This is a genomic window from Sedimentitalea nanhaiensis DSM 24252 (assembly GCF_000473225.1).
Classification (GTDB): domain Bacteria; phylum Pseudomonadota; class Alphaproteobacteria; order Rhodobacterales; family Rhodobacteraceae; genus Sedimentitalea; species Sedimentitalea nanhaiensis.
The window spans coordinates 4,224,823-4,250,960 of sequence record NZ_KI421509.1 but is presented as its reverse complement, the minus strand read 5'-3'; the positions used below and the strand labels follow the sequence as shown (position 1 = coordinate 4,250,960).

At 58.1% G+C, this 26,138-nt stretch carries 20 protein-coding genes and 2 pseudogenes; 8 read left to right on the top strand and 14 right to left on the bottom strand.

What is annotated here, in order from left to right; all coding sequences use genetic code 11:
- Window positions 1-54 precede the first annotated feature (54 nt).
- The 3 genes from NANH_RS0122980 to NANH_RS0122970 are packed head-to-tail and all read left to right on the top strand — an operon-like array spanning window position 55 to window position 4,141.
- A complete protein-coding gene (locus NANH_RS0122980) occupies window positions 55-1,215 on the top strand; it encodes a TAXI family TRAP transporter solute-binding subunit (RefSeq protein WP_245601501.1) in 1,161 nt (386 codons plus the stop codon).
- Entirely contained in the window at window positions 1,212-3,215 is a 2,004-nt protein-coding gene (locus NANH_RS0122975) for a TRAP transporter permease (RefSeq protein ID WP_027264142.1), read from the top strand. The genes NANH_RS0122980 and NANH_RS0122975 overlap by 4 nt, the downstream gene beginning before the upstream one ends.
- Window positions 3,215-4,141 carry a 3-hydroxyacyl-CoA dehydrogenase NAD-binding domain-containing protein gene (locus NANH_RS0122970; RefSeq protein ID WP_027264141.1) on the top strand — a complete coding sequence of 309 codons (927 nt, stop codon included), beginning with the start codon at window positions 3,215-3,217 and terminating at the stop codon, window positions 4,139-4,141. The genes NANH_RS0122975 and NANH_RS0122970 overlap by 1 nt, the downstream gene beginning before the upstream one ends.
- A gap of 405 nt (window positions 4,142-4,546) precedes the next feature.
- On the opposite strand, the gene NANH_RS27615 is transcribed toward NANH_RS0122970, so the two are convergent.
- A complete protein-coding gene (locus NANH_RS27615) occupies window positions 4,547-4,798 on the bottom strand; it encodes a hypothetical protein (RefSeq protein WP_027264140.1) in 252 nt (83 codons plus the stop codon).
- 203 nt (window positions 4,799-5,001) lie between these two features.
- On the opposite strand from NANH_RS27615, the gene NANH_RS27610 reads away from it, so the two are divergent.
- Both NANH_RS27610 and NANH_RS0122950 read left to right on the top strand, forming a co-directional pair.
- On the top strand, window positions 5,002-5,202 hold the full coding sequence (locus NANH_RS27610; RefSeq protein ID WP_027264139.1) for a thiolase C-terminal domain-containing protein: 201 nt from the start codon (window positions 5,002-5,004) through the stop codon (window positions 5,200-5,202).
- 6 nt (window positions 5,203-5,208) lie between these two features.
- Window positions 5,209-6,780, top strand: a complete 1,572-nt coding sequence (locus NANH_RS0122950) for a class I adenylate-forming enzyme family protein (protein WP_027264138.1) — start codon at window positions 5,209-5,211, stop codon at window positions 6,778-6,780.
- A 142-nt stretch (window positions 6,781-6,922) separates the two neighbouring features.
- Here NANH_RS0122950 and NANH_RS28760 read toward each other — a convergent pair.
- From NANH_RS28760 to NANH_RS0122890, 12 genes and pseudogenes are all read right to left on the bottom strand, one after another.
- Window positions 6,923-7,057, bottom strand: a pseudogene (locus tag NANH_RS28760) (IS66 family transposase); the annotation flags it as partial.
- 142 nt (window positions 7,058-7,199) lie between these two features.
- Window positions 7,200-8,000: an enoyl-CoA hydratase/isomerase family protein gene (locus NANH_RS0122940; RefSeq protein WP_027264136.1), complete on the bottom strand. Its 801-nt coding sequence runs from the start codon at window positions 7,998-8,000 to the stop codon at window positions 7,200-7,202.
- Window positions 8,001-8,234: 234 nt separating this feature from the next.
- Window positions 8,235-9,041: an enoyl-CoA hydratase/isomerase family protein gene (locus tag NANH_RS0122935; RefSeq protein ID WP_027264135.1), complete on the bottom strand. Its 807-nt coding sequence runs from the start codon at window positions 9,039-9,041 to the stop codon at window positions 8,235-8,237.
- 17 nt (window positions 9,042-9,058) lie between these two features.
- Window positions 9,059-10,618: a class I adenylate-forming enzyme family protein gene (locus tag NANH_RS0122930; RefSeq protein ID WP_051372571.1), complete on the bottom strand. Its 1,560-nt coding sequence runs from the start codon at window positions 10,616-10,618 to the stop codon at window positions 9,059-9,061.
- A gap of 73 nt (window positions 10,619-10,691) precedes the next feature.
- Window positions 10,692-11,804: a TRAP transporter substrate-binding protein DctP gene (gene dctP, locus NANH_RS0122925; protein ID WP_027264133.1), complete on the bottom strand. Its 1,113-nt coding sequence runs from the start codon at window positions 11,802-11,804 to the stop codon at window positions 10,692-10,694.
- Window positions 11,805-11,854: 50 nt separating this feature from the next.
- Entirely contained in the window at window positions 11,855-13,180 is a 1,326-nt protein-coding gene (locus tag NANH_RS0122920) for a TRAP transporter large permease (protein ID WP_027264132.1), read from the bottom strand.
- On the bottom strand, window positions 13,177-13,680 hold the full coding sequence (locus NANH_RS0122915) for a TRAP transporter small permease subunit (protein ID WP_027264131.1): 504 nt from the start codon (window positions 13,678-13,680) through the stop codon (window positions 13,177-13,179). The genes NANH_RS0122920 and NANH_RS0122915 overlap by 4 nt, the downstream gene beginning before the upstream one ends.
- Window positions 13,677-15,332 carry an AMP-binding protein gene (locus NANH_RS27025; RefSeq protein WP_139236514.1) on the bottom strand — a complete coding sequence of 552 codons (1,656 nt, stop codon included), beginning with the start codon at window positions 15,330-15,332 and terminating at the stop codon, window positions 13,677-13,679. The genes NANH_RS0122915 and NANH_RS27025 overlap by 4 nt, the downstream gene beginning before the upstream one ends.
- 215 nt (window positions 15,333-15,547) lie before the next feature.
- Complete coding sequence (locus NANH_RS0122905; RefSeq protein WP_027264130.1) at window positions 15,548-16,360, bottom strand: TIGR03084 family metal-binding protein; 813 nt, start codon at window positions 16,358-16,360, stop codon at window positions 15,548-15,550.
- A complete protein-coding gene (locus NANH_RS0122900; protein WP_027264129.1) occupies window positions 16,353-18,332 on the bottom strand; it encodes an acetyl/propionyl/methylcrotonyl-CoA carboxylase subunit alpha in 1,980 nt (659 codons plus the stop codon). The genes NANH_RS0122905 and NANH_RS0122900 overlap by 8 nt, the downstream gene beginning before the upstream one ends.
- Window positions 18,333-18,378: 46 nt before the next feature.
- Entirely contained in the window at window positions 18,379-20,001 is a 1,623-nt protein-coding gene (locus NANH_RS0122895) for an acyl-CoA carboxylase subunit beta (protein WP_027264128.1), read from the bottom strand.
- Window positions 19,998-21,785 carry an acyclic terpene utilization AtuA family protein gene (locus NANH_RS0122890; RefSeq protein ID WP_036051187.1) on the bottom strand — a complete coding sequence of 596 codons (1,788 nt, stop codon included), beginning with the start codon at window positions 21,783-21,785 and terminating at the stop codon, window positions 19,998-20,000. The genes NANH_RS0122895 and NANH_RS0122890 overlap by 4 nt, the downstream gene beginning before the upstream one ends.
- An 87-nt stretch (window positions 21,786-21,872) precedes the next feature.
- Here NANH_RS0122890 and NANH_RS27020 point away from each other — a divergent pair, with 87 nt between their 5' ends.
- From NANH_RS27020 to NANH_RS29475, 3 genes and pseudogenes are all read left to right on the top strand, one after another.
- Window positions 21,873-22,523, top strand: coding sequence for a TetR/AcrR family transcriptional regulator (locus tag NANH_RS27020; protein ID WP_081710525.1), 651 nt, complete (start codon window positions 21,873-21,875; stop codon window positions 22,521-22,523).
- 181 nt (window positions 22,524-22,704) lie between these two features.
- Window positions 22,705-22,982, top strand: a pseudogene (locus tag NANH_RS29480) (transposase); the annotation flags it as partial.
- A gap of 476 nt (window positions 22,983-23,458) precedes the next feature.
- Window positions 23,459-24,199: a cyclase family protein gene (locus NANH_RS29475; protein ID WP_074920675.1), complete on the top strand. Its 741-nt coding sequence runs from the start codon at window positions 23,459-23,461 to the stop codon at window positions 24,197-24,199.
- A 376-nt stretch (window positions 24,200-24,575) separates the two neighbouring features.
- On the opposite strand, the gene pdxR is transcribed toward NANH_RS29475, so the two are convergent.
- A complete protein-coding gene (gene pdxR, locus NANH_RS0122880; RefSeq protein ID WP_027264126.1) occupies window positions 24,576-26,060 on the bottom strand; it encodes a MocR-like pyridoxine biosynthesis transcription factor PdxR in 1,485 nt (494 codons plus the stop codon).
- Between the last annotated feature and the right edge of the window lie 78 nt (window positions 26,061-26,138).

Below are 26,138 nucleotides of genomic sequence, written 5' to 3'. Positions count from 1 at the left end.
GGCGCGAAACCACCCCGCGTCAGGGACATTCGCCAGCTTTGAGGAGAGAGACAGTTGTACCGATTCACGCAAATCACCTTTGCCGCGGCCGCCGTTGCCGCCACCATTCTGGGCACCGCGCCTATTGTCGCGCAGGAGCTTCCGAAGACCATCGCATGGACGGCCTATGGTGTCGGTGGGGCCAGCTATAATCAGGCCGTTGCCATCGGCAAGGCGATGAAAGAGGAACTGGGTGTCAACCTTCGTATCTTGCCCGGCAAGAACGATATTGCCCGCACCATTCCGGCGCGCGCGGGGCAGGTGCATGCCATCGCCGGTGGGGTCGCCAGCTATTTCGCGCAGGAAGGCGTGTTCGATTTCGCCGCAGCCGACTGGGGTCCGCAGCCGATCCGCATCGTGATGACCTCGATCGGGGATACCAACCTGGGGCTGGGTGTCGCCAATGACATCGGCGTCAAGACGCTGGCCGATCTCAAGGGCAAGCGCGTCGCCCATATCAAGGCCGCCGCCGCGTTGAACTATAACACCGAGGCGCTGCTGGCTTCGGCCGGGCTGACTTGGGACGATGTCGAAGTCGTGGAGTTCTCCGGGTTCGGGGATTCCTGGGACGGTATCATTTCGGGCAAGGTGGATGCCGCTTTCGCCCTGATGGCGACCGGGCGGGCCTATCAGTTGGCTGCCTCTCCGCGCGGGTTGATCTGGCCGGAACTGCCGCAGGACGACACCGAAGCCTGGGCCGTGCTCAAGGCCATGGCCCCCTATTACGTCTATAGCACCGGCACCGAAGGCGCTGGTGTCAGCCCGCAAAAGCCGCATCACGGCGCGTTGTATCCGATGCCGCAGTTGATGGTGTATGAAAATCAGGACACCGATCTTGTCTATGCCATGACCAAGGCGATGGTGGATTTGTTTCCGCATTACAAAGACGGCGCGCCGGGTGCCTCTGGCTGGGCCTTAGAGCGGCAGAATTTCACCTGGGCCGTGCCTTATCACGACGGCGCAATTCGTCTGTTCAAGGAAAAGGGCGTCTGGACCGACGACATGCAGGCGCACAACGACAAGCTGATCGAACGTCAGCAGGTGCTGGCCAGGGCTTGGGCCGATTTCAAGGCCACTCCGGCTGCCAATCGGGACCGCGACGCGTTTGGCGCGGCCTGGCTTGAGGCCCGTGCAACGGCGCTGACCGCCGCCGGACTGGAACCTGTCTTTAAATGACCATCGGGGGCGTCGATGCGCCCTCGACCGAGGACCTGACAGATCCGGTAGCGGCGTCTCCTCTCCGCTACCGGTCCCTGACCGGACCTTGGCGCATCCTTTTGGTTCTTGCCGCCATCGCCGCCATTGGTGTGGTGATCAATCAGCTGTTCAATCTGAAATTTTTCGTCGGTTTCACGCTGGTGGGGCCGTCGTTCCTGTATCTTCTGGCCTTTTTCATCCTGCCGTTCATTTTCATTCTCGCCCCGGCGACACCGGGCGCACCACGTGAGCGGGTGCCGCTGTATGACGTGGCGCTGGCGTTGCTTACGGCAGGCGTTCTGCTGTTCTTCAATCTCAACAGCGAAACCATCGTGATGGCGGGCTGGGAATATGTTGCGCCGCTGCCTGCGCAGGTCGCCGCCGGCCTGTTCTGGCTGCTGCTGATCGAGGCCAGCCGCCGCGCCGGTGGCACCGCGTTGGGCATCATCGTGGCAATTTTTTCGGTGTATCCGCTGGTGGCCGACATGGTGCCGGGTCCGATCCAGGGCTTTCCACAGTCCCCGGCGACCACTGCCGGTTTCTATGCCTTTTCCAGTGACAGCGCCTTTGGCATTCCGATGCAGGCGTTCGGGTCCCTGGTCGTGGGCTTTATCATCTTTGGAACCGCCCTGCAGGCGACCGGCGCCGGCAAGGTGTTCATGGATCTTTCCTTTGCGATTCTCGGCACCGTGCGGGGCGGGGCGGCCAAGGTGTCGATCTTTTCCAGCGGCTTGTTGGGGTCGATGAGCGGCAGCGTGATCACCAATGTGCTGACCACCGGGGCGATGTCGATCCCGGCGATGCGGCGCACCGGGTTTGACCGCGAACATGCCGCTGGGGTCGAAGCCTGCGCCTCGACCGGGGCGGTGCTGATGCCGCCGGTGATGGGGGCGACCGCCTTTATCATGGCCTCCTTCCTGCAGATTCCCTATTCCGATGTGGTGGTGGCCGCAATCATCCCCTCGGTGCTGTACTATCTGGCGCTGTTCTTGCAGATCGACGCCTATGCGGCGCGCCGCGGCCTGAAGGGCGTCCCGCGCAAGGAATTGCCGACTGTCGGTCAGGCCCTGCGAGAGGGATGGCACCATATTTTTGCCTTTGCGCTCTTGATGTGGATGTTGCTGGGCCTGAAGCAGGAGGCGGCCGCCCCCTTTTATGCTACCGCTGTCTTGCTGGTGGTGAACCAAATCTTTGGTGACCGGTTGGGCCTGAAAGGCGTGATCGATCTGATCTATGACATCGGCCGCACGTTGGTTGAACTGACCGCAATCCTGGTTGCGATCGGGCTGATCGTGGGGGCCTTGGTGCTGACGGGGCTGGCCGGCACTCTGGCCACGGATCTGATCGTTCTGGCCGGCGGCAACGCAATTTTGATGCTGCTGATGGGGGCCATCACCAGTTTTCTGTTGGGCATGGGGATGACCGTCACAGCCGCCTATGTGTTTCTGGCAATCATTTTGGCACCGGGGCTGGTTTCGGCCGGGCTTGACCCGCTGGCGGTGCATCTTTTCATTCTCTACTGGGGTATGCTGTCGTTTATAACCCCGCCGGTGGCGCTGGGGTCGTTCACTGCCGCCAGCCTTGCCGGGGCGAGCCCGATGCGAACCGGTTTTACCTCGATGCGGCTGGGTAGTATAATCTATTTCGTCCCGTTCTTCTTCGTGCTGAATCCGGCGCTGATCCTCAAGGGCACCCTGTCCGAGATCCTGTTCACGCTGAGCACGGCGGTGATCGGTGTGTTGTTCATCTCGGCTGGGACACAACGTTACCTGATCGGGTTCGGATCGCTGGCGGCGGGACGTGTTGCGGGCACCATTGCCCAACTCCTGATGCTGGCCTCGGGATTGCTGCTGCTTTATCCGGGCGGGATCGGCGGGCTGTCCAGTCAGATGGTGCTGCTGATTGCAGTCATCGCGGCAGCGGCAGCTTTGGTGCTGTCCTGGCGGGATAGAAAAACCCACATGGAAAGGACAGCGTAATGCGAAGCGCGCAACAGATTGCAACGGTTGCTGTCATCGGGCTGGGCACCATTGGCACCGGCTGGGTGGCGCAATTTGCAGCCGCTGGCCTGACGGTGCGGGCCTTTGATCCTGATGCGGAGCAACGCGCCGCCCTTGAGGCGACGGTGCGCGACATGCTGGTCCGCAACGGCCACCCAGAGGCCGCCGAGCATCTGTGCCTCAGCCTGCATGATACGCTGGAAGCGGCGGTCGAGGGCGTGGACTTTGCACAGGAAAACGTGCCGGAGCGGCAGGCGATCAAGGCCGATGTGCTGGGTCGGCTCGATCGGGCGCTGCCCGGCGACGTGATCATCGCCACCAGCACGTCGGGGCTGATGCTGAGCGATTTTCAGGACGCGCTTGCCGCGCCCAAACGCCTGGTGGTCGGCCACCCGTTTCATCCGGTGCAGCTTATGCCGTTGGTTGAGGTGGTGCCGGGGCGGCGCACGGCTGCTGAAACGGTCACGATTGCCGAAGCGTTTTATACCCGCATCGGCAAGGTGGCCGTGCGGCTGGAGAAAGAGGCCCCCGGCCATCTGGTCAACCGGTTGCAGGCGGCGCTCTGGCGCGAAGCGGTGGCCTGTGTCGAAGACGGGATCGCCTCGGTCGCACAGGTCGATGCCGCTGTGGTCAATTGCCTCGGCCCGCGCTGGTCGGTGGTGGGGCCGCATATGGCCTTTCATCTGGGCGGCGGCAAGGGCGGGCTGCGGCATTTCATCGACCAGCTCGGGCCCGGTATCCAGACCCGTTGGGAGGGGTTTCGCACCCCCGATCTGACGGCGATGACCGACCCCCTTGTGCGCGGCGTCGAAGATGAGGCCGCAGGCCGCGACATCGACACGCTGCAACAAGAGCGCGATAGAAAGCTGGCTGCGCTGCTTGCGCACCGCACGCGTGAAGGGTGAACTGCGCCCGGCAGTCAGCCCTTCTCACCGGGCATCTTATCCGGATCAGAACACCAGGGATCGACATTGTCGCAAGATTCGGCCGCTCGCGGCACCCCCAGCGGTTTCGATGACGTGAGCGACGGTCGTTACCCTATGAATTCAATGATGCCCGTCGGGGCAAATTCGATAAGGCACGGTATCGGGTGGCGGCCAGGTCAGAGTACAACGCAATAGCCCCGATGCGGTCTTGCCGTGTGGGGTTCTCTGAAATGAGCGGTATCAGATGTTGTGCACCGGCGTGATCGACCGGGCTCGGGAACCATTGCACCCAGATGCGCCATCAAGGCCAGCGCATTTTTGGCACGCAGCGATTCTGTGACGAAACCGGCCTCGCCAGGCGCTGGTGCGATATCGCGGGTGACATTACCGGATTGTCCCGGAATTTTCCTCGGTCACCGTCAGAGCCATCTGGCGGCCAAAGAACTTCACATTTTCCCATTGCAGCCAGGTCTCGGAGTCCAACCCTGAAATTGCTTCGCCGCTGCGGCTGACCGATTGTTCTTCGATCTCCGACGTAGCCGCGGCAGTGGTGCTGGCTGCGCCGGAGATAGCTGCTGCACAGGGCAAATCAGTTGCGATCCGCGCGGCGACCCATGTAAGCGATTTTCTTCCCATGGGGTGCCGCGATTTTCTGGCGATGGAGGGGCCACATCGTGCATTCGCCAAAGCCTTTGAGAGCGCTGGAGTCACTTTGCAGAATATTGATTTTGCCGAAGTCCGCGATTGCTGACCAATGAAGCGATGGACCTGACCGAAAAGGGGCAGGGTGCTCGGGCGCTTGACGAAGGGGGTGTCTGTCGTGGCGCTGTGCTTTGCCGGTGAACCTGTCAGGCGGGCTGAAGGCCAAAGGCCATCCTGTGGGGGCGACAGTCGTATCGATGCATGCGATTGCCTATCGTCAGTTGACGGGGCAGGCGAACAAGATGCAGCTTGTCAGCGCCGAAATGGGGTTGGCGTTCAATATGGGCGGGTTCGCCGTGGCAAATTATGTCTCGATTCTGGAAACTTGGAAAGTCTGACTGGCAATGAACATCTCATACTGGCTCTATCAAGCTGCGCTGGCACGTCCTGAAAGAATCGCTATTCGGGAAGGGGATAAGGCCTGTGCCACCTACAGGCAGTTTGCCCGCCGCAGTGCCTCCTTTGGAGCTTACCTCGCCAACGAACACGGTGTGTCCAAGGGAGACCGTGTGGCAATATTTGCGCGCAACTGCGTCCAGTATCTTGAGGTGCTGCATGGAATATTGTGGGTCGGGGCGATTGCAGTCCCGATCAATCACAAGCTGCACCCGCGCGAGGCCGCTTGGATACTGAAAAATGCGGAAGCCAAGGTGGTGATCACGGAGACCGGCAATGTTTTTTCGGAGTTCAGCGAAGAAAATTTCGGGATAGATGCCTCCGAGCTTGCAATCGGAAATAGTGCGCTTGTGCATGGTGAGAGCCGTAATGAAGGTCTGGCGCGAGAAGCTGCGCTGGACATGCCACTTCAGGTCGCCACTGATGATGTGGCTTGGCTTTTCTATACGTCAGGGACCACCGGACGGCCAAAGGGAGTGATGTTGACCCATGGCAACCTACGGGCAATGGCGCTGACCTATCCTCTGGATGTGGACCCTGTTTTGCCAGACGATCACGTGCTTTATGCCGCGCCTATGTCGCACGGAGCGGGCCTGTATAACTTTCATTCGATCCGGGCCGGTCTGTGTCATGCAGTTCCGCCATCGCACGGGTTTGACCCGGCTGAGATCGCCGGGCTGGCCGGAGAGTTGGGCAATCTGGTGTTCTTTGCCGCCCCGACGATGATCAAACGGCTGGTCGCTTATGCCCGCGTCAGCGGCTACCGCGGCGAAGGAATCCGCTCGATTATCTACGGCGGCGGGCCGATGTATGCGGCTGATATCCGCGAAGCTCTAGAGATTTTCGGCCCCCGGTTCATCCAGATCTATGGACAGGGAGAAAGCCCGATGACCATCACGGCACTGCCAAGGGATCTGGTCGCTGACAGCCTGCACCCCCGCGCCGAACAACGCCGTGCCTCGGTTGGGCTGGCGCAATCCTGTGTGCAGGTTCGCGTTGTCGACGACTCGATGCGCGATTGCCCGGTCGGGATTGCTGGCGAAATCGTCGTCAAAGGCGACACCGTGATGAAAGGCTACTGGTGCGACGATGCCGCAACCGAAAAGACGATCCGCGACGGCTGGCTGATGACCGGCGATCTGGGGATGTTCGACGAAGACGGTTTTCTGTCGCTGACTGACCGGAGCAAGGATGTGATCATCTCTGGCGGAAGCAATATCTACCCCCGCGAGGTCGAAGAGGTGCTTCTGGCCCATGATCTGGTATTCGAGGTGTCGGTGATTGGGATCCCAAGTGCGGAATGGGGAGAGGAGGTGGTCGCCTTCGTCGTGCTGCAGCCAGACGCCACCTGCGGCCCGGGCGTGCTGGACGCCTGGTGCAAATCCCGCATCGCGTCATTCAAAAAGCCGAAGACCTATCGTTTCGTGCCGGAACTGCCAAAGAACGGCTATGGTAAAATTCTGAAAACCGATCTGCGCAAGGTCTTGGCGGCACAGTCGGGCACAGCCCGTAACAGCTGAGGCAGGGGGCGGGTGGGCCGTTGATGTGTCAGGTCTCACACCCCCTGCCATCAGGCGTACTGGCGTATGGGTGATGACAGATTCCCCGCGTTGGTTGACGATGCGATTGCGGGTCTGGACAGTCCGGCCCCCCCCGCCACTTGTTTCGCGCGCCTTTATCGTGGCTGGCGAAGAGGGCATTCTTTCTTGTCAGGGCAAACGGGCGGATCAGACCTTCCACGGCATTGGAGGCAATTTCGATGCGGCCATCACGGAAAAAGTTCTGCAAGCGGTCCCAGTGCCGGTGGATACAGGCGTGTTTCCCGCCGAAGATCCGGCGCCCGCCCCCGGTGGCAACGCCCGATCCGCCGCGGTCGAAGACTTCTTTTAGTTTCCACGTGGTTTCCACGCGCCTGTGGGCGTCCGTCGCTTACGAGCGATCAGTGACCTTGGGCCCAGGAGGGTTCACGTTTTTCAAGAAAGGACGCAATACCCTCACGCCCTTCCGTTCCCAGAAGTGATGTGGTGAACCGTTCTGCCGCAAAATCTATGAGCGCGTCGGGTGCCATATGTTCAACCGCATGCAGCACCTCCTTTGTTGCGGCATTTGCACCGGGTGCGCAGCGCATGACCCCCCCACGAATTTCACTTTCGAACGCCAAAAGCCCGGCAGTGTCGTCGCATACATGATCGAGAAGACCAAACTCCAGTGCCTGATGGCCTTGGAACCGCATCCCGGTCAGCATGATCCGCCGCGCCAACGTGGCCCCGACACGACGCACAACATAAGGGGCGATCTGCGCTGGTGGGATCCCGATCATGGTTTCCGTCAGCGCGAATTTGGCAGATCTGGTGCTCGCAACGATATCGGCAGCGCATGCCAACCCTAAGCCGCCTGCCATTGCCGCGCCTTCGATCAGAACGACAACAATCTGTGGTAGGGTACTCACCGCCATAAACAGCTCGCCTGCTTCGCGGCTCATAGTGGTGACCTCTTCGACGGTCTGATCGCCGTTTCCGATAGCCTTGAAACTCTTGAGATCGCCGCCTGCACAAAACGTGTTACCTTTGCCCCGCAGCGTGACACCGCGAATGCTTCGATCCGCGGCTATCTCTTGTAGAGTATCCATCAAGGCTGCGCTCATTTCACGGGACAATGCGTTGCGCGTTTCGGGGCGGTTCAACCAAATGGTGAGCCAGCCCGCGTCTCTAACGATTTCCAGGGGGGGCGTTTTTGACATGCGAATTTCCTTTGGCGATAAACCGTATTGGCCGCTGGGTCAGGTTGGCTGGTAAGGATTAAAATCAGTTCGAACGGTGCGCCGTATCAGATGACATTTTCTGACAAGCCAATATTTTCGTCCCTTATCTTGGTCCGCCTGTCTTTTAGGCAGCGCATCAGCGCTTCATATTGGATGCGAAACCAGAAGTTTCACCAATCGCAAGTTCTACGGCGTTTTTGGCGCACTATTTACCTATCTGTTGCGAAACACGGGTGGGCGTTTTTCCATAAAGCTCATTGGCCCTTCGCGCGCATCCTCGGAACTAAATACCCGCTGTGCAATTTCATATTCTCTGATAAGGGCGTCGCGTTGTTCCAGGCCGACACAGGCGTAGGCCGACTCCCGCACTGCCTTTACCGCGATTGGACCGTTGCGGGCGATGCGTCCCGCCATTTCATAGGCTGTGTCGAGGACCCGATCGGAGCGAACCACACGGTTCAAGAACCCCCATTCAAGTGCCGTTTTCGAATCGATCAATTCGCCTGTCAATAATAGCTCCATCGCACGCGGCATCGTCATTTGTTGGGGCAGGCGAACCGATGACCCCCCGGCTGGGAACAATCCCCATTTCACTTCCTGAACCCCGAATTTTGCGGTTTCGGAAGCGATGCGCAAATCGGTTCCTTGCACAAACTCCATCCCGCCTGCAATTGCCGAGCCGTTGATAGCGGCAATGACGGGTTTGCCGACATCGAAATTCCGCAGGATGGCACGATCAAAAATACCGGGCTCATTTTGCCAACGCAATTCCCATTCGTTTTCGGGTTTTCTAGCTCCGCTCATCAAAGGAATAAATGTTCCGAGATCGCCGCCGGAGCTAAAAGATTTTTTACCGGTGCCTGTAACGATCACTACATCCACGCCGTCATTCTTGCTGATCTCGGTGAAAAAATCTCCCAGCAAACAGAGCGTTTCTGGGTCCAGCGCGTTGTGAACTTCAGGCCGGTTCAGCGTGATGCGGGCGATATTGTCATCGAGTTGATAAAGAACTTTCGACATGATGCAGTTTCCTCAAATTATTCTGCTGATTGCTCTTTGAGCATACGGCTTTCGAGCTCATGGCGAATGATCTTTCCTGTGGTGCTGCGGGGCAGTTCATCATCAGAGACAAAGCGGAACTCTTTGGGCCATTTGTATTTTGCAATTCGGCCCGCACATTGCGCTAACAGATCGTCTTCCGACAACGAGTGATCTTTGCGGACAATATAGGCGACGGGCACTTCGCCCCATTGCGCATCGGGTTTGCGGATCACCACGGCATCTGCCACACGTGGATTCGACAGCAAAACGCGCTCTACTTCGGCGGGATAGATGTTTTCACCGCCGGATTTGATCAGGTATTTACGCCGATCGACAAAGGAGAGCGTGTGATCGGGGTTGCGGATGAATACATCGCCCATGTGGAACCAGCCGCCCCGGAAATCTTTTGTATTGGCCTGTTCGTTATTCCAATAGCCGCTGAACAATGCCGGGCTGCGGATCACCAGTTCACCGGGTTCACCATCCGGAACCTCATTGTCGTCGGGATCGACCAGCCTGATCTGGCAGAGCGAGCTTTGTTGCTTGTCCAGTGATTGTGGGACTTCGCCGACCGGGATCAAGCCGCCCGATGCCGGTGCGAGCCCGGTTTCTGTTGATCCGAAACTGTTCAGATAGGGCGCATCCAGCAGGGTTGTGACTTCGGAAATTTGTTTGGGCGGGACCAGATCCGCCATGACACCGGCCCATTTCACTCCTATGACGGGGCGGTCCAGAACCTTCATCGCGGATAGAAACGGCTCGATCATCCCGGGCATCAGGGTCAGGCGGCCCAGTTGTTTGGACGTTACGATCTCGGCGAGTTCGGTGGGGTTGAAGCCATCCGTGACAATCACGGTGCCGCCCTGCATCAGCGTCGAAAACACGGTGTCGGTCGAAACCATGTGAAACAGGGGCGCCCAAGCGACAAAGGCATCTTCGGGGGTTACCGGCAGGTCGATCATTTGCCCCATGGTGCGCGCGATTTCGGCGCGGTGGCTGATAAGGGCGCCCTTGGGAAGGCCGGTGGTTCCACTAGTATAAAGAATGACAACACCGTCTTCGGGGTGGCACGGGTCGGGCGGGCGAATTTCAGACTCAGCAGATATCGCGGTTTCGTAATTGGGACCAAATTCCTGCAACGGGCAAATATCGGCGTGTTTCGCGCCAAGGTCGTGGTTGCGGGGCGAGGTGAAAATCAGTTTAGGCGTAACCAACTCAAGGCAATGGCGCAGCTCGCCTTCGGACAGGCGCCAGTTCTGGCAGGCGGCGATCACGCCAATCTTGGCCGTGGCGATCAGGATCTCGATGTATTCACGACGGTTTTCGGACAAGATAGCGATACGGTCGCCGCGTTGGACCCCGCGCGACAGGAGGTGATTGGCAAGACGATTGCTGCGGATGTCCAACTCGTGATAAGTCATTTGGCCGGCTGCATCCTCAAGCGCAATGCGCCGGGGCGACTGTCGGACGGAAATATCAAATAGCGCCCCAATGGTCAGGCCTGCTGATTGAAGCGCAAGCTGTGGAGATATGCCCGGAATGCTGGGTGCAGTCATGATCCTCGATCCTCTGTTGGCGACACGGCCCACCTGCCGGGATGAGCCGTGTTGTTGATTTGGTTTTCAGCGCTTATTCGGCACAGGCACGGATGGCTTCAAGGTCAGGAAACGTGGATAGGTTACGGCCCTGAGCGAATTCGCCCTGCATCTCACGCCACTGTTCGTACTCCTTCAGGTATTCCAGTTTCGACACTGTGATCTTGGCAAACAACGGATTGTCACAAGCTTCTTTCACCAAATTCGCATTCGACATTTCCTGAAGCCGTGTCATGTCCTCGGCGCTGAGGGTCGAGACGGTCACTCCCGTGTCGGTGAACGCTTTGGTCGCCTCGGCAGAGGTGCGCTCATAGTAGCCGATCGACCAGTTCATGGTCGCCTGTGCGGCGGTTTTCAGGATGAACTGCTGCTTGTCCGACAGCCCGTCCCAGACCTCCTGTGCGATCATAACACCGGCAACCGAACCGGGCTGGTGCCAGCCAGGTGCCATCCAGTATTGTGTCACTTCCTGAAACCCCATGCCATAGTCGGTGCTGGGCGAGGAAAACTCGGCTGCGTCGACGACGCCGCGTTCCAGTGATTGATAGACTTCTGACCCGGGAAGCATGACCTGTGCACCACCGAGTTCGGCGAGGATAGCACCCTGTGCGCGGCCTGACATGCGCAAACGCTTGCCGTTCAGATCGTCGAGAGACGCCAGCGGCTTTGTTGATCGCAGGCCGGATTCGGTCGAGATTACAGCGTAGGGCAGGTACTTGATGCCGTACTCGCCGTAAGCCGCGTCGAACATTTCGGCACCGCCCCATTCGTTGATCCACAGCACATAGTCTTGCGCCGAAAACAGCATCGGGAACGATCCCAAAAGCGAGAAGGCGGTGTTGGTACCTGCCCAGTATCCGGGCCAGTCCGCCGCGGCCTGCGTCGCACCGGAACGCACCGCATCAAACACCTGAGTCGAAGGCACAATGGTGTTGCCAGGGAAGAAATCGATGTTGATCGCGTCTTCGCCCAGCTTGTTGACGAGTTCGACAAAATGCTTGTCGGCCTCGATCAGGTTGATGCCTTCGGGCCATGTCGTTGTCATCTGGATATTAACCGGATCGCTTGCGAGTGCCATTTCGGCACCAAGCGTCATGGTTCCAGCAATTCCCAGGGCAACAAGCTGTTTCGCAATTATGGTCTTCATTTCCGAACTCCCATTATTTCTTTTCGGATCTTCGTCGGTCTTTCGCACTATCAGCGCGAGAAGATAAAAGTTGGCAGCCATGTGATAATCTGCGGGAATATCGCGCAAAGCACGGCTCCAAAAACGATCAGGCCGACAAATGGCATGACGCCGCGATAGATATGACCAAGCGTGACCCCCGGAGGGGCGACGCCTTCGAGATAGAACAGGGCATAGCCAAATGGAGGGGTCAGGAACGATGTCTGCAAGACGATCGCCATCATCATCACGAACCAAAGCGGGTCAAAACCAGCCTGTGTCGCCAATGGCAGGAAAATCGGCAGACAGATCAATACGATCCCCAGCCAATCCAGGAACATCCCGAGGACAAATGTCAGCCCCATCATCAAAAGGAAAATCCCCCACGGACCCAGCCCCAGCGCTTCAAGCGACCCGGCAACTGTGCGCATCCCGCCAATTGCCATAAACACACCGGTAAAGGCGGTCGCACCGACGACGACAAACAGGACCATGGCCGATGTCCGTGCTGTATCCGCAACCGCTTCATGCAGCATTTTCAACGAGAACTTGCCGTATACAATGACCATCACAAGGGTAAGGAACGCGCCCAGTGATGCTGCCTCGGTTGTTGTGGCCCAACCCGCAAAGATTGACCCGAGAACCCCGAGGATCAGCACGATAGGCGGCACAGCCATCTTCAACAGCATAAAGGTGATTTCCTTGCGGTTGGTCCGGCTCAATTCCTCTTCGGATACCGGCGGGCCGTATTCTGGTTTGAAGAAGGTCAGAATGGCGGCGTAAAGCGCATAAAGCGTCGCCAGCATCAAACCCGGCATTAGGGCGGCAGCAAACAGTTGCCCGACTGAAATCTGGGCATAGCTGCCAAGGATCACCAGCATGATACTCGGCGGAATCAGAATTCCCAGGCTTCCGCCCGCTGCGATAGCGCCGCAGCTCAGTTCTTTTTGATAGCCGTATTTCATCATCGACGGCAGCGCGAGAACGCCCATCACGGTCATTGATGCTCCGATAATGCCGGTCGTCGCAGCGAGAACGACGGAAATTGCGATCACGGCCAGCGTCAGGCCACCCTGCATCCGTCCGAACATCAGGCGCAGCGCATGAAACATGTTTTCGGTCACGCCGGAAGCGCTCAGCAGGCGCGCCATCAGGATAAACATCGGAACCGCGATGAGGATGTAGTTGTCCATCTGACTGTAAATCCGGTTGATCGTCAGTCCCAGAATTTTTGGCCCCGGCCCGAGATAGGAAAAGATCACCGCCAAGCCACCCAGCACAAACGCCAGCGGTTGCCCCAGGAATAGTCCGACGATCAGCCCCGAAAACATCAGGATCGTTAGAAGCTCCGCACTCATGCCTCAACCCCCGTACGCGCGATCCGAAAGCGGCGTACAAAGCTTGCAAAGCCCTGTAACAGCAGTAAAACGCCGGTTATGGGGATGACGGTTTTGATGTAATAAAGAGGCAATGCGACGATGCCCCAACTGGTTTCGCGCACCGCCCAGGACCGTTCGGCAAACTCCCACCCATAGATGATCAATACGATGACGAACGGAAAGAACAGAACGGCCATGGTGAACATGTCCACGATTGCACGGGCACGCACCGACAGGCGGTTCGTGAAAATGTTGATGGAGACGTGTTCGTTGTTTAGCATCGCATAGGCCGAAGCGAGCATGAAATGCAGCGCAAACAACTGAACCGATACATCAAACGCCCAGGCGACCGGTGCGTTGAACAGGCGGCGGGCCAGAACGTCAAAAACCGCGATAAACATGACAAATACGATTACCCAGCCCACAGTGCGTCCAACCACGGCGCTGATCCGGTCTATGAGGGAAAGAACCGCGTTCATTGCGCGGTTCCTTTTTGGGGGGCGGATCCTGTGCGGGATCGGCGTTTCAGAGGACGCATATCAAAAGTATCCTTTGCCGCCACCGGGGATTCGCCTCGCGCGAAAATCAATGACTTTTGAAGCTTCTGCGTGCCAGTCATGGGCAACTCGGGACGAAAACAGATGTATCCGGGGGCTTTGAAATATGCGAGTTGCTCGATAACCCAGTCGAACAGCCGGCGCGCCGTGTTGCTGTCGTGTGCGACGCCGTCTCTGACGACGGCACAGGCAAAAACCTCTTCATCGCGCAGCTCATCGCGTACGGCAATAACTGCGACCTGAGAAACGTCTGGGTGAGATTGCAACGCGGCTTCGACCTCCATCGCGGCAATGTTCTCGCCCGAGCGCCGGATGATATTCTTTTTGCGGTCGACGAAATACAGCATGCCGGTCTGGTCCTGACGCACGACGTCGCCTGTTCTGAACCAGTCGCCGTGCCATGCTTCTGCGGTTGCGTCTGGATCGTTCAGGTATCTGGAAAAGAAAGTTTTGCGTGGATCATCGCCAATCGACTGGACCAACAATTCTCCGACCTGGCCCGTAGCGACGTCGCGCAAATTGTCATCGACGACGCGCGCGTGCAACAGTGCGCCGGGGCGCCCAAAGGCGCGGGTCCCGACATGGCGAGGTTCTTCGCTGGCGATGAAGCCGCAGCCAGTCTCGGTCATGCCCCAAAGCTCGATGAGAGGAAAATCAAACCGTGCCTCAAATGCGGCGTGATGTTTCGGGTCTACGCCGGCACCGACCCCGATACGGATGGATGGTATGATTTCGGCAGAGTTAACGGGTTGCGACAGCAACATAGCTGGCATTACGCCGAGATAATGGATGATCGTTGCGCGCGACTGTCCGCAATCCTGCCACCAACGGGTTGGCGAAAACCGCTCGATCATCACGTTGCATCCGGCGACCTCGATCATGGCCGTTGTGGTAACGACGAGGTTGTTCATGTGAAAAAGGGGCAGGGGGTTCAGCAACCGTTCGTGGCCGTATTGAAGCGAGAGCATGCCCCCCCAATTGGCGTAGGCATGACCGGCCTCAAGCACATAGCGGTTGGTCAGCACGCAACCCTTGGGCTTGTTCGTGGTTCCCGAAGTGTAAAGAATTGCCGCCTCGTCATCGCGGGTGCCGGCCTGGCGACTGGCAGGAGCTTTGAAAACCGGTAGGCGATCGGGCAAAGCCGTAATGTTAACGCGGGGCAGCGGTTGCTCGCGTGCTGAGAGTGCTGCCTCCAGGGGGGCGGAGAGGTGAGGGTGAAACAGCACAATGGCCACGCCGGAGTGATCAATCGCATAGCGCATCTCAGAAGCCGTCGCTTGCGGATTCAGGGGAACGATTGAAACGCCCAGGCCATTCAGCGCCAGATATTGCGTGTAGAATTCGGGACGATTTCCAATCAGGAGGGCAACACGCATGCCAACACCGTAGCCGGCGGCGGCATATCGCTCGCGCAGTGCTTTAACCCCCTGGAGAAATGCGCCGTAGGTCTGCTCTTGAAACGGCGCATCTGGCGTCTCGCGCCACGCGACAAAGACGAGATCCGGTGCCATCTCTGCCGTTTTCTCAAAAAGGCTTGCGACGGTTTGCCTGTTTTCGTGTTTCAAACTTTGCAATCGTTCCTCCTAGCTCTTCTTTTCGTATTTTCGTATTTTCGTAATTCCGATACCCGATAAACGCGCCCGACTATTATTCCCAAAATGACAGAATCTTTTGCACCACTTATTCGGGGCCTTCTGCAAACGGAATTTACGCCAAATATTCCGAAAGCTGTGGATCGTTTGACGCGTTTTAATTCGTCGTCAGTTGCTTGCCGGCGTTGAAAACGATTTCATGCTTTTTCGTCGATTTCCTGTGTGAAGCGCGTGTTGGGTTGGGGTGGGTCGTGGGGGGCTCCGGCAAAACACTGGGCGATTTGGGTCCAGCGTTTGGCATGTGCCCCATGCGCAGTCAGATCGGTGTCCTTGACGTTTCGTACTTGGGTTGCCGTCTGGCAAAATGCGGTTGCGCTGCCTTCAATGCGGTTGTCCTGTTGTGGAGTATTCCATTCCCAAACATCCCCGGAAGGGGCGGTCAGGCGAACATATGGCAGGGGATTGGGTGCGGGCTCCTTGCGGATGGCGAAGGCAAAGGGAATCGTGACCACGGCCAGATGAGCGATATTGCGCAGTCGGTCGGTATCTGTCCGGGTCACGCCAAGCAGGTCAAACAGTTCTTGACCATGCGCCCACGTTTCCATCTGGCGCGCCGTGATCGAGGATCGTGCTGACATGTCAGGTCCGGCCCACTTCACCCGTGTTTTGGGGTCGGCAGTTTGATAAACCTCAGCCAGCCGCAGAGAGCCCGCTTGCCAGGCTTCCAGCAGCGCCCGTCCGGACAGAGTGTCGATCCAGTCATATTGGGCCTGCACCAGGGTTTTGCCCTGGGCGACCAGATCCGTAATACCCGACAGAAACGGCCCGAACCGGTCAGGCGAGGCTAGGGTAAGTTCGGCGGCATGGTTGAAAATGTGCAGATGGCCCAGCACATCGTTGATGGTCCAATCCTTGAACTGGGTTTTGCGCTCAAAATCTTTGTCTTCGAGCGGCTGTAGCAAAGCGGCCAGCGCGTTGCATTCCTCAAGAAAGCTCTGTGCTTCAATCATTACCGTCTACCGCTTCAATTTCCAGGATCAGGTCGCCAGCGCCGATCTGGTTCCCGATTGTTGCCATGATGGCGCTGACACTGCCGGCGATCTCGGCTCGGATCTCATGCTGTAGCTTCATGGCTTCCAGAACCGCCAGCCGGTCTCCGGCTTGAACGCTCTGGCCGTGTTTCACATGCAGTTCGGTCAAAACCCCATGCATGGGTGCGCGCACGTCGCCGGCGGATCCCGAGGCGTCTTCCGCGGCCAGCCGCGACAGGCGGGTAAAGCAATGGTTGTTTCCGTCCAACTCCAAATAGACGTCATTGTGGTCGCGCACCCAGAACACACCGCCGTTGCGCCCGTTGATCCAGATCGATGTGCCATGAATGGCGATTGCGATCTCGATCTCACCGACTTTGGCGGCATAACATTGCGCCCCACTCGGCGTTACCGTGACAGCATGGTCTTGCTCGGCATCGCCGAATTCAATCACCGTGTGCATATTGCCAGTGCTGGACCAGTTCAGCAATTTCTCTGAAATCCCCGGGCTGGCTGCGAGCGCCGCATCACATTCGCCGCGATAAAACAATACTGCGGCAACAGCTAGCGCACGCGCATCCGGCGCGGGGGCGTCAAGATCGGCTTGGGTGAATTCTTCGGAGATGAACGCAGTGGTGGCGCGGCCTTCCGAAAAGGCGGGGCGTTCAAGTATCTGTGTCAAGAAGCGTTTATTGCTGGTCACACCCAGCAACGGGCTGCCTTCCAGCGCCGCAATCAGGCGACGACGTGCGATTTCGCGGTTTTCACCCCAAGCAATAATCTTGGCCAACATCGGGTCGTAGAAGGGGCTGACCTGTTGCCCGCTGGCAATTCCGCCGTCAACGCGTACGCCTTCGCCGCTGGCGGGCGACCAAAGCGCTATCTTTCCTGTCGCGGGCCGAAAATCCTGGCCCGGATCCTCGGCATAGAGCCGGGCCTCGATGGCATGACCGGACAGGGTGATGTCCTCTTGGGTCATGTTCAGCGGCGCGCCCTGTGCCACCTCAATCTGCAGTGCCACCAAATCCAGACCGGTGACCATTTCAGTGACCGGATGCTCAACCTGAAGTCTGGTGTTCATTTCAAGAAAATAGAATTCTCCGGAGGCATCTGTCAGAAATTCGACAGTGCCCGCACCAACGTAATTGATGGCGCGTGCGGCTTCGATAGCGGCTTGACCCATAGCGTCGCGCATTTCGGGCGAAACGGCAGGGGAAGGGGATTCCTCGATTACCTTCTGGTGGCGGCGCTGTACGGAACAATCGCGTTCGCCCATGTGAACGGTGTTGCCTGCCTGATCGGAAAAGATCTGAATCTCGATATGGCGCGGTTGCAGGATCGCTTTTTCAAGGATCAGGATGTCGGACCCGAAGGCTGACAGCGCCTCGGATCTTGCCAGTCGAAGACCTGTTTCCAGTTCTTCTGGCGCATTGACCAAGCGCATCCCCCGCCCGCCGCCGCCCGCTGAGGCCTTGACCATCACTGGAAACCCAATTTCCTGTGCGGCGGCATGAAACCTTTCATCGGATTGGTCGGCGTCTTCATAGCCGGGCACGCAGGGTACGCCTGCAGCAATCATCCTGCGTTTGGATTCGGCCTTGTCGCCCATGGCGTCGATTGCATCCGCCGGTGGCCCGACAAAGATCAGCCCGGCCTCTTGCACCTTGCGCGCAAAAGCGGCGTTCTCCGATAGAAAACCGTATCCAGGATGGATTGCATTGGCGCCGGAGGTGCGGGCCGCTTCCAGAATACGCTCTGCTAGCAGATAGCTTTCGGCGGCGGGGCCGGGGCCTATGCGCACCGCATCATCGGCAAACAAGACATGTGGCGCTTGGGCGTCGGCATCAGAATAAACGGCAATGACACGGATACCAAGGCGTCTGGCCGTGCGCATGATGCGCAGGGCGATCTCGCCTCGGTTGGCGACAAGCAGGCTGCGAATTGGTGTCATGAGCGAACCTCGTTCGAAAAATCGGAGAAAATGGCGGGCAGGCGGATTACATTCGCGCCACACCAAAGGAATTCGGGCGCAAATCGCGCGCGCGCGCTTCGGCTGTGGTGTCCAATGCAAAGGCCAGAACGCGGCGGGTATCGCGTGGATCGATCATTCCCATGTCGAGCATGCGCCCGGATGTATAGAATGCGTCGGACTGTATATCGAAGTGCTTGGTTATACGGTCACGCTGGGCCTTGAGTTTATCTTCGGCGACATCGATGCCGCGCCGTGCAGCCCCGGCGCGGGCGACTTGATCCATTGTGGTTGCGGCTTGCTCCCCCCCCATCACGCCGGTCAAGGCGTTTGGCCAGGTAAACAGAAAATCAGGTTCATAAGCATAGCCACACATACCGTAATTCCCGGCACCGAAGCTGGCGCCGATATAAAGCGCGATTTTCGGCACCGATACGTTGGTGACCGCTTGGATCATCTTGGCACCGTGTTTGATCATCCCGGCATGTTCATACTCGGACCCAACCATGTACCCGGTTGTATTAGAAAGAAAAATAAGAGGAATATCCGATTGATCGCAGAGTTGAATGAAATGTGCGGCCTTGGTCGCGCCATCCGGGTCGATGGGGCCGTTATTGCCGATAATTCCACAATTGTGCCCGTGGATTCGCGCCTGAAGACAGGTCGTGGAGACGCCGTAGCGCGATTTGAAATCAGTAAAGTCCGAGCCATCGACAAGACGGGCGGCCAGTTCGCGCATTTCATAGGGCTTGCGGTAATTGACCGGTACAATCCCTGCGATCTCGTCGGGATCATAAAGCGGTTCATTGAAGCTGGTACTGGCCGAGCGCTTCATCGCGCGGTTCCAGCCGAGGCGCGTCATCAAATCGCGCGCCATTTCGATGCCATGGGCGTCATCATCGGCCAGATATTCAACCAACCCGGTGGTCGTGGCGTGCATTTCGGCGCCGCCCAGTTCGGCATCTGTCGCAATTTCGCCAGTGGCGGCGCGCACCAGTGCGGCCCCTGCCAATGCGGCCATGCCATTCTTGCGCACACCGATCACATAGTCTGACAGGCCGGGCTGATACGCGCCACCCGCTGTTGACGGCCCATGCAGGACGGTGATCACCGGAATACCCATCGCCGAGAGCTTTGCCAGACCCTGAAACATGCCGCCGCCGTGAGCCCATAACTCGACGGTATAATCCATCAGGTTGGCACCGGCACTTTCGACCAGATGGATGAACGGCAGCTTCTGGCGCTGCGCGATTTTTAAACACCCCAAAGCCTTTTCCACCGATTTGGTGGTCACGGCCCCGGCGTTGATACCACTGTCATCGACAACCACCAGCGAGCGGACGCCGCCGACAAAACCAATCCCGGTGATCATTGACGCCCCCGGCACCGAGGTTTCAGGATCTGGATCATCGACCAGATAGCTGGCCAGATTGTAAATCTCCTGCCATGGCATGCCCGGATCGAGCAATTTCGCCAGACGGTCGCGTGGGGTCAGCTGACAGCGTGCCTCGAACCGTTCGCGCCGTTGCTCTGAGCGCGCTCGGGCGCGATCCTCGATACTGCGGAGGCGGTCCACCAATACCAGCATATCGGTGCGGTTTTCGGTGAAATCGGCCGATGCCGATGACAAACGGGACGCATAAACAGTCATTTTAGCTCCTTGGTCATGCTTTCGGGTATGCGCACTGGACAATCCAGAAGCAGTTGCGAGAAACCCTTGGCCTGCGGATCGTTGCGTAGGCTGGCTATGCCGCCCCCAGCTAAGGCATCGTGCATCAGAAAGTTAATGGCATGGCTTTCGGGCAGCAGAAATTTCTCAATGCGGCCCTTAACAACATGGCCGTAATGGGCTTGCAGGGTTGTGTCATTCAGCGCGTCCCAGATATAGGGCAGATAATGCGGGTTGCGTGCTATCACGCCAACGTTTGCCTTGTTTCCCTTGTCGCCGGAGCGGACCCAGGCCAATTGCTGCAAGGTCACCTCGATCTGGCCCGGTTCGGAAATGGCAGGAGCAGTGGGGCGCGGCAACGAGGCAGCATCGAACGGCGCGCCAGAGGCAATCGCCACGGGTATTTCACGGTCGTCAAGGTTTACCGCGACGTCGATGGTCTCTTTTGACGCGATAAACGAGAATAGGCGCACCACCGGAGACGGTTTGCCCAGACCGCCACCCAGACCGCAAAGTCCGGGCGGGCAGGCAAGCGCAAGGCCGACCGCCTCTTTGAACATCGCCGCTGGGCCCGCTTTGTCGGGATGGCTTACCGCGATCTTAAGCGTTACTTCGCGCGTGTCTTCCCGGCGCGCCAGGTCTCCAAATTGACTTTCGGTTCCGAGAATTTCGACATTGGTGTCGGTAAACCCATCGAAACCGGCGCGGGCGAGAGTAGCAGTGGCACGGTTCAATGTCGCCTTTGCGAACATGCGCGCTTTGCGCGGCGCATCTGCACCATAATAACCAAACAACTGGATACCGCGAAATCCATCCTGGTAGGTCATGCTGACCTTATACCCGTCGGGTGCCGCATGCCCGGTGGCGTTGGTTACTTTCACCCGATTGGGTGCCTCCTGCGTGATGCGGACGGTCGAGAAATCGCAGATTACATCGGGCAGCGGATAGGCCTGTGGATCGCCGATTTCATACAACATCTGCTCGCTCACGGTACCGATGTTGACGATACCATCGGTGCCCTCGGGTTTGGTCACGACGAATGATCCGTCGCTCGCGATTTCAGCAATCGGATAGCCGATCGTTTCCATTCCTTCACCGACATCCTCCCAATCGGTGAAGTTGCCGCCGGTGGCCTGAGGGCCACATTCCAGAATGTGACCGGCGAGCGCACCGCCCGACAGCCTGTCATAGTCAGTCGGCGTCCACCCGAAGGCATGAATACATGCCCCCAGCGTGACTGCGCTGTCCACGCAGCGTCCTGTTATGACAATGTCTGCGCCCTGTGCCAAAGCTTCGGTGATGGGGAATGCGCCCAGATAGGCGTTGGCAGAGGCGATGGTTTCGATTGCCGGAAATGGAGCGCCGGAGAACATTTCGGTCACACCTGAATCTGCATAGTCCTGCAAGCGGTCTGTCAGATCATCGCCAGTCACAACGGCAACCTTCAGCGAAAGCCCGGCATCCGCGATCATGGTGCGTAACTTCGTACCGCAAGCCATTGGGTTCAGGCCGCCTGCGTTGGAGATAATCTTGACGCCCTTGGCTGAGATGGCGTCTAGATTTGGGCCGATGGCGGCGCTCAAAAAGTCGGGAGCATACCCCATTTCAGGGTTGCGCGCCTTGGCCCGTGCGAGAATGGACATCGTGATTTCAGCGAGATAATCATATACGATAACGTCAACATCACATGACAGAAGCTGCGCTGTGGCGGATGGCGCTTCACCCCAAAAACCGCTAGCACCGCCGACTTTAAAAATACGCGACATGTTTTCCAGTCCCACATACAAACCGTATAGTCTGTTTCTTTAGTATCGTAATATACGAAACGCAACTGCAATCTCAGAGTGCCCAGCATGACCGAACGTACATCTTCAAATCCCCCTCCAAATCGTCAGGAACAGCGCAGTGAGGATACCCGCCGCCGGGTTTGTGACGCCGCAGTGAGTTGTCTTGATGACATGGGATATTCCGAGACGAGCATCCAGCGTGTGCAGGAGCGTGCCGAGGTTTCGCGCGGGGCATTGATGCACCAATTCGCGACCAAAGAGGATTTGATGGCGGACACTCTGTCGCGCCTTCTTGCTCCAACGCGGACGGGCAAAAGCCAAAACGCGGCGCGCCGCAACACAGTTGCGCGCGGCGTTTCAATGGAAAACGATCTTCTAAGCTTGTGGTCCAAGGTAGTGGACCGGCCTGAGGGTCGGGCCATGGTCGAGATACTGGTGACAGCGCGGACGGACAAGAAGTTGCGCGACAAGGTCGAGCCGGTTCTCAAGAAATACAATGATGACATCAATCAAGACATTCTTCGTGTCTATCAATCGACCAATGGCACTGACGAAGATGTGGTTGAACTCTGGGCGATCTGTCGGGTATTTTTGCGCAGTTTGCACCTTCAGGAGCGGTTTACATCCGATCCCGAAGCCGCACAGAAGATGATAAGCCGCTTCGCGAAACTGGTTGCGCCTCATATGCGGCGTCGCCAGCCTGAACCTGATCAGTGATTCAGCCTGACTGTTGGCTGTATGACCCCATTGTTTGATGGTGCGACCCTTTCTCGGGCCTGGAAGGACGCACTATGGGACAGGTTCGTCATGGTTGTGCCACGACCACGCACGCCGTCAGGGCTGCAATACGGAAATCTACTGCCCGGCAGGGCATCGCGCAGCAGTGTCCCGAGAGGGTGGCCGTGCCAAGGGCGGCATGAACATCAGACTGCACGCGGTCACAGACATCTGCGGACCTCCGATCCGTTTCGTCATCACCGCAGGTCACCTGAGCGATCATACCGGCGCTGCTGCCTTGATCAACGGCCAGCCAAAGGCCGAGCGGCTCCTCGCTGACAGAGGAAATGACGTGGATTTGCTCCGAGAGACCCTTACGGACGAGGGCACAAAGCCCTGCATTCCCGGGCGCAAGTTGCGCAAGACGCCGGTAAATACGACAGGCGCCGCGGCGAACGGCACCTCTTTCGGGTCTTCTCTGAATCCGGCGTCGGTGTCGTTCCAGCTGTTGGCCACCCGCCCAAGCGGCATCAGTGCGTGCAGGCCAAACGGTTACGCAGATGAGAGAGACGTTCTTGAAGGTCTGCACCATTTTTTCTCGCGCCCTTTTCTTGCGGCGGGCTTATCTGGCAACCGATATTCTGGGCGGCGGCCAGTCCCCGTCCAGAGCGGCGTTCTCGGGCCAGTACAGCCGCATGACCATGTTGATCGGAGCATCGGGCGCAGGGGGGGCAGTTGGCCTTCGGCGATCACTGATTTCACGTCGTCGGAGAGGTCGGTGGCGGGAAAGGGCGTGTCCGGCGCATCACCGGCACTGACACTACGTCAGTGAAGGTCTGCGGGGCGGGCTGGAGATGTGTGGTGCCGTGATATCGCCAAAGATCTGCGCGCCCGCTGGCGGCGGGATCCAAAAATGCCAGCACGGGAAATGGTATTTGGGAGCGAAGGCACATGAGAAATCTCGAAAAGCTTGCGGCTGGCACCGCTTTGGGTGCTGTAAAATCTTCGATCTGACCCATACGTTGGCCCCGGATTTCCCCGTGATTATCCTGCCGCAGAAATTTGGGAAATGTGCCCGCTTTCGCATGGACGAGATCAGCTCACATGATCATCGCGGCCTTGCGTGTGAGTGGCACAACATCACTCTGTCAGAGCAAACCGGCACACATTTCGATGCGCCGTCGCACTGGATTTCCCGGCGCGATCTGCCCAATGGGTCGGTCGATGAAATTCCCGTTGAGGGCTTTGTCGGCCCGGTCGTGGTTATTGATTGCTCGGCGGGCGCGGCAACGAATGGTGATTTTGCATTCACGCCAAATTTTATCAAACTCCGGGAAACTGTGAATGGAGGAATTCCAGCGGGCGTCTGGGTCTTGATGCGGACTGCTTGGTCCGAACGCTCTGGTTCCGAGTGCTTCGACATGAGAGAAGACGGGCCAGATTCATCTGGCCCCACGCCAGAGGGGATCCGGTTCTTGACCGACGAGGGCGATATTCGTGGTTTTGGCACCGAGACAGCCGGGACGGATGCAGGGCAGGGGCGCAGTATGTTCCTCCATACCCCGCGCACACTTTCTGCATGGTGCCGGCAAGTACGGTCTTCAGTGTCTGGCCAACCTCGATCAACTCCCACCCGCTGGAACAGTCCTTGTCGCACCGTCCCCAAAAATCAATAACGGAACCGGCAGCGCGCTTAGATTTGTAAGTGCAGTCGCGACCCCGGGTTGTAGCGGCATGCTCGTGCCGCGAGGTCTTGCCCATCTCACGATGCGGAGTGGATTTCGCAATCTGCGCGACATATGCGGTTCGCAACCGCTGGATTTCGAGATCTATGCGTCAGGTCACCGGCGTTGGTCGGATGTTGCCAAGGCGCAGGCCGTGGCGAATACACTGGAGCCCGCGCGACGGTCGACGTCGTGGCGGAGCGGTCTCCGTTGCGTTCCTCTTGCCGCAGTTCGCCAGCATAGGTCCTGCGGCGCAGCCCTGGTCTGCACGGCAGTGGATGCGCCGTTTGGAGCCACCCACTGGCGTGCAATCAACAGCCACCGTTTTTCAACCGGAGGCGGATTCATCCAGAATTCTATCATAAATCAGACGAACTCCTGTCTCGATCTGCTCAATTGGAATCGATGAATAGCCGAGTCTGAAATATTCTGTCGGCACATTGCCACCACCAAAAAAGGGAGCGCCCGGCTCGATAACCACTCCGTCGTCAATAAGCTTGGTGGCGAGGTTTTCCGTATCGATGCCTGCTGGGGCCTTGACCCAAAGGCTGCTGCCACCGAATTGGGCGGCACCTGCAATCTCGAGGTTTGTCTTTCCAAGAGCGTCAACCATCACTTTGCGGCGCCGCGCAAATTGACGGCGCATGTCGCGAATGAGCAAGTCATAGTGCCCCTGCGCCAGAAAGTATGCCGCTGTTCGTTGAAGATGCCCCGGTGGATTACGCAAGATCATTGAGCGAAGTTCTTTGGCTTCGGCGATCACGTGCGCTGGTCCGACTAGATATCCCAGCCGGAGTCCAGGAAACAGCGCTTTGGAGAAACTGCCCGCGTATAGGACACGTTGGTTGGTATCTGTTGCCTTCAAGGCCGGACTTGGTGGCTCGAGGAAACTCATTTCGAATTCGTAATCGTCCTCAATGATAACCATGTCGCGGGCTTGAGCCTGCTCAAGAAGCTGCGTGCGACGCATGCGAGACATCGTTGCCCCGGTCGGCGCATGGTGACTCGGTGTCACGAAAACAGCCTGAGTTTCTTCCGGTATTTTCTCGGGTGGCAATCCCTGGTCGTCTACATCCACCATCGAGACTTGCGCACCGCACCAGCGCAGCGCCTGCAAGGTGTCCGGATAACCCGGGTTTTCACAGACCGCTTTTAGGGGCGCGCGGGTTAAGAGTTCGACAGCCAGCCAGATTGCGTTTTGGGCACCAACCGTTATCAGTATTTGTTCTGGGCGTGCCGCTATTCCTCGACGCGGCAGCATCCGGGACAGAACATAATTGACAAGCAGGGGGTCATCGGTGGCGTCGTTGCTTGCCATGGCATCGAAGTCGCGGGTCCCCATCGCTTGACGCGCGCATCCCCGCCAAGCCGTATGGTTGAAGATAGTTGCGTCCATCTCGCCGAAAACAAAGGGATAAGGCAAGCTGCGCCAGTTCTTGGGCTTAACAATTCGCCGACGGTCCTGGAGAGATTCCGAGACGACATTTCTCCAGGCTTCGCTGTTTTCACTGGGTTTGCCGACGCCATCGGCAGACAGGCGCGGAACGGCATCGGTATGGGCGACCAAATATCCGCTTCGGCTCTGCGTCTCAAGATAACCCTGGTCCACCAGCTCTTGATAGGCCAGCGACACAGTCATTCGTGCGACGCCGAGATGTTCGGCCAGCTTGCGGGAAGATGGCATCAAGGCACCGGGCAAAGCCTGCGCCGATAAGATCGACGCCACAACGATTTCTCTTATTTGCGACTGCAGCGGCCGCCCCGAGGTGCGGTCGAGAAAGAAAATTTCTGGGGCGATGCGAACTTTGGGCATTATTCGGATTGTGTTGTCCGATCTGGTCTAAGTCAATAATAGATCTGGCCCTAACGCTACGTTAACGAATCCACCTAT

Bases quoted from the DNA above. Each gene is read 5' to 3' on its own strand.
- NANH_RS0122895 (WP_027264128.1), bottom strand. From the start codon at position 20,001: ATGACTGTTTATGCGTCCCGTTTGTCATCGGCATCGGCCGATTTCACC.
- NANH_RS0122900 (WP_027264129.1), bottom strand. From the start codon at position 18,332: ATGACACCAATTCGCAGCCTGCTTGTCGCCAACCGAGGCGAGATCGCC.
- NANH_RS0122950 (WP_027264138.1), top strand. From the start codon at position 5,209: ATGAACATCTCATACTGGCTCTATCAAGCTGCGCTGGCACGTCCTGAA.
- NANH_RS0122890 (WP_036051187.1), bottom strand. From the start codon at position 21,785: ATGTCGCGTATTTTTAAAGTCGGCGGTGCTAGCGGTTTTTGGGGTGAA.
- NANH_RS0122905 (WP_027264130.1), bottom strand. From the start codon at position 16,360: ATGATTGAAGCACAGAGCTTTCTTGAGGAATGCAACGCGCTGGCCGCT.
- dctP (WP_027264133.1), bottom strand. From the start codon at position 11,804: ATGAAGACCATAATTGCGAAACAGCTTGTTGCCCTGGGAATTGCTGGA.
- NANH_RS0122915 (WP_027264131.1), bottom strand. From the start codon at position 13,680: ATGAACGCGGTTCTTTCCCTCATAGACCGGATCAGCGCCGTGGTTGGA.
- NANH_RS0122970 (WP_027264141.1), top strand. From the start codon at position 3,215: ATGCGAAGCGCGCAACAGATTGCAACGGTTGCTGTCATCGGGCTGGGC.
- NANH_RS0122935 (WP_027264135.1), bottom strand. From the start codon at position 9,041: ATGTCGAAAGTTCTTTATCAACTCGATGACAATATCGCCCGCATCACG.
- pdxR (WP_027264126.1), bottom strand. From the start codon at position 26,060: ATGCCCAAAGTTCGCATCGCCCCAGAAATTTTCTTTCTCGACCGCACC.
- NANH_RS0122975 (WP_027264142.1), top strand. From the start codon at position 1,212: ATGACCATCGGGGGCGTCGATGCGCCCTCGACCGAGGACCTGACAGAT.
- NANH_RS0122920 (WP_027264132.1), bottom strand. From the start codon at position 13,180: ATGAGTGCGGAGCTTCTAACGATCCTGATGTTTTCGGGGCTGATCGTC.
- NANH_RS27615 (WP_027264140.1), bottom strand. From the start codon at position 4,798: ATGGGAAGAAAATCGCTTACATGGGTCGCCGCGCGGATCGCAACTGAT.
- NANH_RS0122940 (WP_027264136.1), bottom strand. From the start codon at position 8,000: ATGTCAAAAACGCCCCCCCTGGAAATCGTTAGAGACGCGGGCTGGCTC.
- NANH_RS27020 (WP_081710525.1), top strand. From the start codon at position 21,873: ATGACCGAACGTACATCTTCAAATCCCCCTCCAAATCGTCAGGAACAG.
- NANH_RS0122930 (WP_051372571.1), bottom strand. From the start codon at position 10,618: ATGACTGCACCCAGCATTCCGGGCATATCTCCACAGCTTGCGCTTCAA.